1 protein-coding gene and 1 pseudogene are annotated in these 249 nt (G+C 41.0%); both read right to left on the bottom strand.

Features of this window, described 5'->3' with window-relative positions; all coding sequences use genetic code 11:
• On the bottom strand, nt 1-123 hold a 123-nt coding region (locus tag SB717_RS38335), incomplete at its 3' end, for a ribosomal protein L16 (RefSeq protein ID WP_215470778.1).
• A 1-nt stretch (nt 124) separates the two neighbouring features.
• A pseudogene (rpsC, locus tag SB717_RS38330) lies at nt 125-249 on the bottom strand (30S ribosomal protein S3); the annotation flags it as partial.

The following is a 249-nucleotide window of genomic DNA, read 5'->3' as shown; positions in this document are numbered from 1 at the left end:
CCATGAAGCAGCTTGTGCTTGTAAACCGAATTCACCGAAAGCAACTTCAGTTCCACCTTTAGCACGACCACGCATTTTACCACGATGCTCTCTACGATATTTTACGCGTTTTGGCATTAACATATTATTTTCCTCCTTCCTCAGAAGCTTTCTTTTTTGTAGGAAGGACTTCTCTACGGTAGATCCATACTTTTACGCCTAATTTACCGTATGTTGTATCAGCTTCAACTGCTGCATAGTCAATATCAG

Source organism: Priestia sp. SIMBA_032 (genome assembly GCF_046535215.1).
Classification (GTDB): domain Bacteria; phylum Bacillota; class Bacilli; order Bacillales; family Bacillaceae_H; genus Priestia; species Priestia aryabhattai.
This window is presented reverse-complemented; position numbering and strand designations above follow the sequence as displayed.